This window comes from Mangrovactinospora gilvigrisea, assembly GCF_001879105.1.
Taxonomy (GTDB): Bacteria; Actinomycetota; Actinomycetes; order Streptomycetales; family Streptomycetaceae; genus Mangrovactinospora; species Mangrovactinospora gilvigrisea.
Window position 1 is genome coordinate 1 of sequence record NZ_MLCF01000037.1, and the last position, 8,758, is coordinate 8,758.

General features: G+C 75.4%; 5 protein-coding genes. 3 read left to right on the top strand and 2 right to left on the bottom strand.

Annotated features, from left to right (window positions below; translation table 11 throughout):
* The coding region (locus BIV57_RS25015; protein ID WP_473234599.1) for a serine/threonine-protein kinase at positions 1 to 1,404 on the top strand (1,404 nt) is incomplete at its 5' end.
* Between the two features lie 32 nt (positions 1,405 to 1,436).
* Positions 1,437 to 2,978, top strand: a complete 1,542-nt coding sequence (locus BIV57_RS25020; protein ID WP_071656049.1) for a serine/threonine-protein kinase — start codon at positions 1,437 to 1,439, stop codon at positions 2,976 to 2,978.
* 7 nt (positions 2,979 to 2,985) lie between these two features.
* Here BIV57_RS25020 and alc read toward each other — a convergent pair whose 3' ends face one another.
* Together alc and allB are read right to left on the bottom strand one after the other, a co-directional pair.
* Entirely contained in the window at positions 2,986 to 4,086 is a 1,101-nt protein-coding gene (gene alc, locus BIV57_RS08370) for an allantoicase (RefSeq protein WP_071656050.1), read from the bottom strand.
* 57 nt (positions 4,087 to 4,143) lie between these two features.
* Positions 4,144 to 5,466, bottom strand: a complete 1,323-nt coding sequence (gene allB, locus BIV57_RS08375; protein ID WP_245797480.1) for an allantoinase AllB — start codon at positions 5,464 to 5,466, stop codon at positions 4,144 to 4,146.
* 197 nt (positions 5,467 to 5,663) lie between these two features.
* Between allB and BIV57_RS08380 the strand changes: the two genes are divergently transcribed.
* Entirely contained in the window at positions 5,664 to 8,750 is a 3,087-nt protein-coding gene (locus BIV57_RS08380) for an endo-alpha-N-acetylgalactosaminidase family protein (protein WP_071656052.1), read from the top strand.
* Positions 8,751 to 8,758: the final 8 nt, after the last annotated feature.

The following is an 8,758-nucleotide window of genomic DNA, read 5'->3' on the forward strand; positions in this document are numbered from 1 at the left end:
GTGGTGGGGGAGTTTCGGCCGCTGTGGGGGCTGGAGGCGCCCGGCGGGGAGGAGCGGTGGTTGGCGCGGGGGGCGGACGGGTCGACCGTCACCGTCACCTCGTGGGCCGCGCAGCGCGTCGACGCGCGGTTTCGCGAGGCGCTGCGGCGCGGCGCCGACGCCGCGCGCACGCTGCCCTCCGGCGGCCGCGCCGCCCCCGTCGTGGACGCCGACGCCGACGATCCGCAGCCGTGGGTCGCCCACGAGTTCGCGCTCGGCCTGCCGCTGCCGGCGGCGCTCGCCCGGATCGGCCCCTTTCCCGAGGACCTGCTCCGCACCCTCGGCACCGGCCTCGCCCGCGCCTTCCTCGACCTGCAGCGGGCCGGTCTCGGCCACCCCGGCGTGGTCCCCGCCGACGTCCAACTGGACGTCTCCGGCCCGCGCCTGACGGCCTGCGGCATCCCGCGCGGACCCGCCGGCGCCCCGCCGCCGCCCGACGCCCCCGCCGCGGTGCACGCCGTCGGCGCCCTCGTCCGCCACGCGTGCGGCGGCGGCGCCGCGCCCCCCGCCCTGGAGCCGGTGCTGCGCGCCTGCCTCGACCCCGACCCGCGGGCCCGCCCGCGCCTCGCCGACCTGGCCCGGGGCGACGCCGCGCCCGGCCCGCTGCCCGGCGCCCTCACCGCAGCCCTCGCCGCCCAGGCCGACGCCGTGCTGCGCGCCGACGCCCCCACCCTGGTCGCCCCGCACGGCCCGCGGCCCGCCCGCCGCGCCCTGCTGGCCGCCGGTGCCGCCCTGCTCGCCGCCGGCGGCGCCGCCACCGTCCTCGCCGCCACCCGCGGCGGCGGCCGCCCCCACCCGAAGACCACCGCCACCGCCGACACCTCCCCGACCGCCGGCGCCTCCGCCTCGACGCTGCCCACCATGGCCGCCCCCGCCGGCGTGACGCTGCCCACCGGCTACGTCCTCGCCCGCGACCCGGCCGGCTTCCAGATCGCCGTCCCCGCCGGCTACAGCCGCAGCGAACTCCGCAACGGCAGCCTCAAGATGATCGACTACGTGGCCACCGGCTCCGGCACCGACGACGTGATCTCCGTCGGCTGGGAGACCTTCGACGCGAGCAAGAGCCCCGGCGACGTCCTCTCCCGCGCCCGCGTCTCCGAGCAGCTCGCCCAGAAGAAGAAGGGCGACCACTACCGGCGCGTCTCCCTCACCACCGTGCGGTGCCGCGGCGGCACCGGCGCCGTCCTCACCTATCTGCACGGCCCCGACGGCGCCAGCAGCTACACCACCCTCTTCCTCTACCCCATCCTCGCCAGCGGCGGCCAGTGGCTCATGCAGCGCGACGTGCCCGCCGCCCAACGCGCCGACGGCGACGCCTACCTCGCCCTCGTCGAGCGCACCTTCCTGGTGACCGCGCAGACCTGACCCCCCGCCAGCCCGCACCGAAAGGAGGCCGCGTGGACGGCCTGGAGCCCGACGACCCCGCCGAGGTCGGCCCCTACCGCCTCATCGCCCGCCTCGGCGCGGGCGGCATGGGCCGCGTCTACCTGGCCCGGGATCCGCGCGGCATCCCGGTGGCCGTCAAGCTGGTGCACCCCCGGCTCGCCGAGGACGACGGCTTCCGCGGCCGGTTCCGCCGCGAGGTGGACGCCGCCCGCGCGGTGGTCGGCGGCGGCCGCACCGCGGCCGTCGTCAACGCCGATCCGGAGGCCGAGCTGCCCTGGCTCGCCACCGAGTTCGTGCTCGGCCCGGAGCTCGGCGGCGCCGTCCTGGCCTGCGGCCCGCTCCCCGAGCCGGCCGTCCGGGTGCTCGGCTCCGGGCTGGCCGCCGCCCTCGCCGAGGTGCACCGCGCCGGGCTGGTGCACCGCGACGTCAAGCCGTCCAATGTGCTGCTCACCGTGCACGGGCCGCGCCTGATCGACTTCGGCATCGCGCGCAGCGCCGACGCCGCCGGCCTCACCCAGACCGGCCAACTCGTCGGCACACCCCCCTACATGTCCCCCGAGCAGGCCTCCGGCCGCCCGCTGAGCGCCGCCTCCGACGTCTTCTCGCTCGGCTCGGTGCTGGTCTACGCCGCCACCGGCCACGGCCCCTTCGACGCCGCCTTCCCCGCCGCCCAGCTCAACCGGGTCATCGAGGGCGAGCCCGACCTGGACGGCGTCCCGCCGAACCTGCTGCCGCTGATCCGGTCCTGCCTGCAGAAGGAGCCGCAGCGCCGCCCCGACGTCCAGCAGCTCGCCGGGCCCTACGGGTTCGGCGCCCCGCCGAGCGCCGACGGCTGGCTGCCCGGACCGCTCGCCGCGCTGGTCACCGCGCACGCGGACGAGGTGCTGCGGGCCCGCACCCCCCGGCACGCGCCCGCCGTGCCCGGCGCCCGGACGGCCTCCGCGCGGCGCGGCCCGCGCCCCTGGTGGCGGCGCCCGGTGCTGGCCGCCCCGATCGCGGCCGCGCTGGTTCTGGCGGCGGTGGTGGTGCTCGACATCCGGCACCCCTTCGACCACCCGCAGCCCAAGGACGGCATCCCCGTCGGCTACCACGTGGTGCACGACCCGCTCGGCTTCACCATGGCGATCCCCGACGGCTTGCCCAAGCGGACCGTCAGCCGCAAGGGCGACACCACCTACGTCTCCTTCGGCGCCGGCGGCAAGGCCCCCGCCCGGGTCGTCGTCTTCAGCGCCGCCGACGCGCCCAGCCAGGTCAACTACACGCCCTACGGGACGATGGTCCTCGTCGAGCAGGGCGACAAGAAGAAGCTGGCCCGCTTCCGCGAGCGCTGGATCCGCGACTTCTTCCTGGTCAACCGGCAGGGCTCGGCGCTCGCCTACTGGTACCGCCCCAAGGGCGCAAACCACGACGCCTACCAGGAGAACGTCAACATCGCGGCCGTCGACGGCCACTCCTGGGGCTTCACCTTCCGCGACCCCGGCGGCGGCACCGCGCAGGTCGACTCCGACGCCGCGGTGATGGCCCGCACCCTGCACATCCCGGGCGCGGGCTGACGGCGCCTCAGCGGGCCCGCTGCCAGCGCCTGCCCAGCTCCTCGCGGCCGGCCGCGGTGAGCTCCGCATGGGCGCGGAACCGGGCGATGCCGCCGCACGGCGCGATCTCCACCCGCAGATGGCTCACCGGCCGGTCCGCGGCCGCCTTGTCCGGGACGATGCGGTGCGGCGCGTCCGGCAGCAGGGCGCGGTCGGCCACCAGCGGCTCCCACGGGCCCTCTGCGCTGCCGCCGCCCAGCACCGAGACCCAGCCGGGGGCGTTGCCCACCAGGTTGGTCGTCTCGATCTCCAGGGCCCGCACCCGCGCCTCGGCGGTGAGCGCGACGACGGCCCAGTCCCGGGTGCCCTCCCGGCGGCGCCCGGTCTCCCAGCCGTCCGCCTGGTTCTTCGACAGGCCGGGGCGGAGCATGTGGTCGGCGGCCGAGTAGAAGGCGTCCGAACTGTCCACCGCGCGGCCGCCGTTGAGCAGCGCGGCGGCGTCGAAGGTGCCGAGCGCGTCGAGCCAGGCCGGGTCGGGCAGCGGCTCGCCGTGCACGCGCAGCCGCGCGATCCCGCCGTCCGGGTACTGCCGCACCCGGACGTGGGTGGCGTACCGGCCGCCGCGGTCGGCGGCGAAGCCGTGCGCGGTGTGCCCGTCCAGCGCGGTGCGCGCCACCAGCGGGAACCAGGCCGGCTCGGCGTCGTCCCCGGGGTCGGCGACGGCGCCCTCGACGCTCGCCTCGGGGGCGAAGTTGCCGCGGAAGTGCGCGGTGTCGACGACGACGCCGCGGACGATCCCCGGCGCGCCGAGCCGCACCACGGCCCAGTCGTGGACGTCCGGCCCGGGCAGCGGCTCGGCGGCGCTCGCGCCGCGCCGCCGGCGGGTCTCCCAGCCGTCCATCACCTGGCCCTTGGGCCCGAAGTCGCCCATGGTGAACTCCGGCCGCCCGGGGCGGATCAGGTTCTCGCGCGAGGCGAAGAACTCGTCGTTGGCGGCGACGACGCTCCCGCCGAGCACCCGCCCGGCGAGGTCGGGCAGCCCGGTGAACCCGAACTCCCCCCGCTCCCGGTGGTCCGCCCACGAGTCGCCGCCGGGATAGGGGCTGGCCTTGCGAGATTCGTAGTTCAACGCGCGTCCTTTCGCATCAGAGGGACCGTGACCACCTGGGGGGCGGGCGAACCGCCCCTATGCTCCGCGGCGCGCCACCAACTCGCCCCGCGGCTCCCCGTCGAGCTCCACCACCCGCCCCCGCAGCCATGTCGTCCGCACCACGCCGCGCAGGGTGCGCCCGGCGTACGCGGTCACCGGGTTCCGGTGGTGCAGCCGCGCCGGATCGACGGTGAACTCCTCCTCGGGGTCGAACGCGACCAGGTCCGCGTCCCGCCCCGGGGCGATCGCGCCCTTGCGGTCGTCCAGCCCGGCGAAGCCCGCCGGGCCCGCCGCCATCCAGCGCACCACGTCCGCCAGCCCGAAGCCGCGCCGCGCCGCCTCCGTCCACACCGCCGGCAGCCCCAGCTGCAGCGACGCCACGCCGCCCCAGGCCGCCGCGAAGTCGCCGGCCTTCAGCTCGGCCGTGCAGGGGGAGTGGTCGGAGACGATGCCCATGAACGCCCCGTCGCCCAGCCCCTTCCACAGCGCGTCGCGGTTCGCCTCGTCGCGGATCGGCGGGCAGCACTTGAACGCCGTGCCGCCCTCCGGCACCTGCTCGGCGGCGAGCGTCAGATAGTGCGGGCAGGTCTCGGCCGTCACCCGCACCCCGTCCGCCCGCGCCGCCGCCAGCAGCGGCAGCACCTGCGCCGACGAGACGTGCAGCACATGCACCCGCGCGCCGGTCGCCCGCGCGGCGTCCAGCAGCCGCGCCACCGCCGCCGTCTCGGCCGCGGGCGGCCTGCTCTGCACCCAGTCGAGGTAGGCGCGGCCCGCGTGCCGCGGCGCCGCGTCCAGCACCTCGGGCGCCTCGGCGTGGACGATCGCGGTCGCGCCGATCCGGGCCAGCTCGGCGAGCACCGGCTCCAGCGCCTCCGCCGGCAGATGCGGGAACTCCTCGACGCCCGAGGGGGAGAGGAAGGACTTGAAGCCGAAGACCCCCGCACCGAAGAGCGGTTCCAGGTCGCCGGTGTTGGCGGGGACGGCGCCGCCCCAGAAGCCGACGTCCACCCGCACCCGGCCCCGCGCGCTGTCCTGCTTGATGCGCAGGTTGCCGACGGTGGTGGTGGGCGGCACCGAGTTGAGCGGCATGTCGAGGAGGGTGGTGACGCCGCCGGCCGCGGCGGCCGCCGTCGCGGTGGCGAAGCCCTCCCACTCGGTGCGGCCGGGCTCGTTGATGTGGACGTGGGTGTCGACCAGGCCCGGCAGCAGGGCGGTGGCGCCGAGGTCGGTGACGTCCGGGCCGCCGGTGGCGGCGGAGTGCGGGGCGACGGCGGCGATCCGCCCGTCCGGGCCCAGCAGGACGTCGGCGGGGCGGACCCCCTCGGGGGTGACGACGCGTCGGGATCGGAGCACGGACACAGCGCACACCCTCCAGTCGTGGACGGAAAAGGGATTCCGTAGGGCGGAGCGTACGGACCGCTTCAACAAAACGTCAACGGTCCCGCCGCGGAAACTGCGCGCAACTGATCGGTTCCGTGATCGATTGCGCATCCGTAAGATGCGACTGCACGTCACCCCAGCACCTCAACCGCCTTGCGCCCCACTGGAGTTGACGCATGACGACCAGCCGTCCGCGCCGCCGCACCGTCCTCGCCGGAGCCCTCGCCACCGCCGCCGCGGCCGGCGGCGGCGCCGTCCTCGACACCCTCCCGGCGGCCGCCGCCGATGCGGGGACCGGCACCCCCGCCGCCTCCGACGCCGAGCAGGTGATCCGCTCCTCGGCGCTCGCCGTCCGGGTCGGAACCGCCTTCCCCCGTGTCGCGCGGTACACCGACCGCACCACCGGCGCCGTGCTGCACGGGCAGGAGGACGCCGTCACCGACGTGGTCGTCAACGGCGCGGTGCTCACCCCTCAGGTGACGTCCCGCCGGCTGAGCGGCGCCGCCTACGGCTACACCCTCGACCTCGGCTCCGGCACCGTCCTGGAGGCCGAGATCGCCGTCGCCGAGTGGACCACGACCTTCCGCGTCACCAAGGTCACCGAGGGCGCGCTGAAGCTCGGCACCCTGGAGATCCCCGGCCTCCAGCTGCTCTCCGTCCGCTCCACCGACGACGGCCCGGCGCTGATGGCCGCCACCACCTCGCTCGACAAGAACTCCAGCGGCGACACCACGCTGCGGCTCACCGCCGCGACCCCCGTCGACCCCGCCCGCAGGGGCTCCGCCTACGCCGTCCTCAGCGTCGGCCCGCTCGCCGCCGGGCTGGAGTCCGACTCCGTCACCGACCAGGTCTCCGCCGTCCCCGGCTCCTCCTGGGAGAACGGCCGCATCTGGCGGCAGACCGTGGCCCGCGACGGCTACCTCAAGTGCGGCCTCGCCTCCGGCCAGTGGACGTACCGCGCCTCCGGCGCGGACCCGGACGACACCGAGCCGCTGCCCTACGTCCGCTGCATCCTCACCCGGGACCGCAACGGCGACGGCGCCGCCGACTGGCAGGACGCCGCGATCGCGCTTCGCGAGCTGCTGCCCGACCCGATCGGCGCCGACACCCAGTACCAGCGGGTCGTCCCGCACATCCCGTACCTGATCGGCTCCATCGCCGGCAACGACTTCCTGCGCGTCCTCGACAACGTCAAGCGGGTGGCGCTCGCCACCGACTTCCTCGGCCAGTACACCCTCGTCAAGGGCTACCAGGCGGAGGGCCACGACGTCGCCCACCCCGACTACGGCGGCCACTACAACACCCGGGCCGGCGGCCTCGACGCGCTCAACACCCTCACCACCCGCGGCAAGCGGTGGAACAGCTGGTTCGCCGTCCATGTCAACTGCACCGAGGCCTACCCGGTCGCGCACCACTTCTCGGAGCAGCTCGCCGACAAGACCAATCCGCAGTGGGCGTGGGCCGACCAGTCCTACCGCATCAACTCCCGCTGGGACCTCACCAGCCACTCCATCACCGAGCGCTTCCGGCAGCTGCGCGACGAGACCGACGCCCGCACCCTGACCCACCTCTACATCGACGTCTTCCGCGAGTCCGGCTGGACCGGCGACCGGCTGGAGCGCGAGCTGCGCGGGCAGGGCTGGTCCCTGGCCAGCGAGTGGGCGTTCGGGCTGGAGCGCAACAACATCTGGTCGCACTGGGCCAACGACGTCACCTACGGCGGCGACACCTCCCGCGGCATCAACTCCACGCTCATCCGGTTCCTCACCGCCCATCAGAAGGACGTCTTCGCCGACAAGTTCCCGCTCTACCCGACCCCCGTCCTCTGCGACTTCGAGGGCTGGCAGCAGCGCTTCGACTGGGACACCGACTTCTACCGCAAGATCTGGGCGGTCAATGTGCCGTCCAAGTACCTCCAGGCGAACCCGCTGAGGACCTGGGGCGACACCGAGATCACCTTCTTCGGCGGGACGTCGGTGTCGAGCGCCACCGGGACGCGGATCGTCACCACCAACGGCCGCGAGGTGCAGCGCGGCGACACCTACCTGCTCGGCTGGGACCCGAGGCACCCGGACGCCCCGGAGAAGCTCTACCACTACAACCCGTCGGGCGGCAGCACGGTCTGGACGCTGCCGCCGGGGTGGGGACGCCCGTCCGCGGTCGCCGTCTACAAGCTCACCGACACCGGCCGCGTCCTGGACGGCATGGCGCCGGTGACGGACGGCCAACTCACCCTGGACGCCGACCCCGCGCAGCCCTACGTCGTCTACCCGGACCGCCGGCCCGACCTGCCCGACCCGCACTGGGGCGAGGGCAGCGGGCTCACCAACCCCTACTTCACCGCCGGCGACCTGCGCGGCTGGACGTCCACCGGGCAGGCGGCCGCCGTGCACGGCGACTACGGCCTCTACGACGCCCAGCTGGGCGACGACGGCGGGGCGGCCTCGATCGGCCAGCGCATCGGCGGGCTCGTCCCGGGCACGCGCTACGCGGCGTCCGTCCAGATCGAGATCGGCTCCGCCGTCGGCGAAGCCCGCCGGGCGTCCCTGACGGTCACCACCGCGAACGGCACCGCCGTGAGCAACAGCGTCGACGCCACCCCGCTCGTCAACAAGCAGTCCGGCGACCTCAAGTACGGGCTGCGCTTCCAGCGGATCTTCGTCTGGTTCACGGCCGGCCACGGGCCGACGACGCTGACGCTCTCCACCGAGGCCGACGCGGCGGCGGCGCGCGTCCGCTTCTCCCACGTCCGCGTCGTGCCGAACGCGCAGTCGAGCAAGGACGGCACCCTGGTCTTCCAGGACTTCGAGGACGTCCCCCAGGGCCTCTACCCCTTCGTCTCGTACACCAGCCGCGCGCACATCGCGGGGCTGCACGCGCCGTACACCCAGCGCGGCTGGAACGGGGCGACGACGGACGACGTGATCAGCGGGAACTGGTCGCTGAAGACCCGCAACGACAGCACGGGGCTGGCGTACCGCACGGTCCCGGGGACGGTGCGGTTCCTCCCGGGCCGCGGCTACCGCGTCGAGTTCGACTTCCAGAACGCGGGCACCGCCTCCTGGCTCACCGCCGTCGACGCGGCGGACGGCACGGCGACCACCCTGCGGACGGACGCCCTGCCGGCCACCACCGGGACGCAGCACCTGTCCTATGACTTCACCGCCCCGGCGAGCGGCGAGGCCTGGGTCGGCCTCACCGCCGGCAAGGCCGACGGCAAGCCGGTCGTCATCGACAACTTCACCATCACCCCCCTCCCCTAACCCCCACC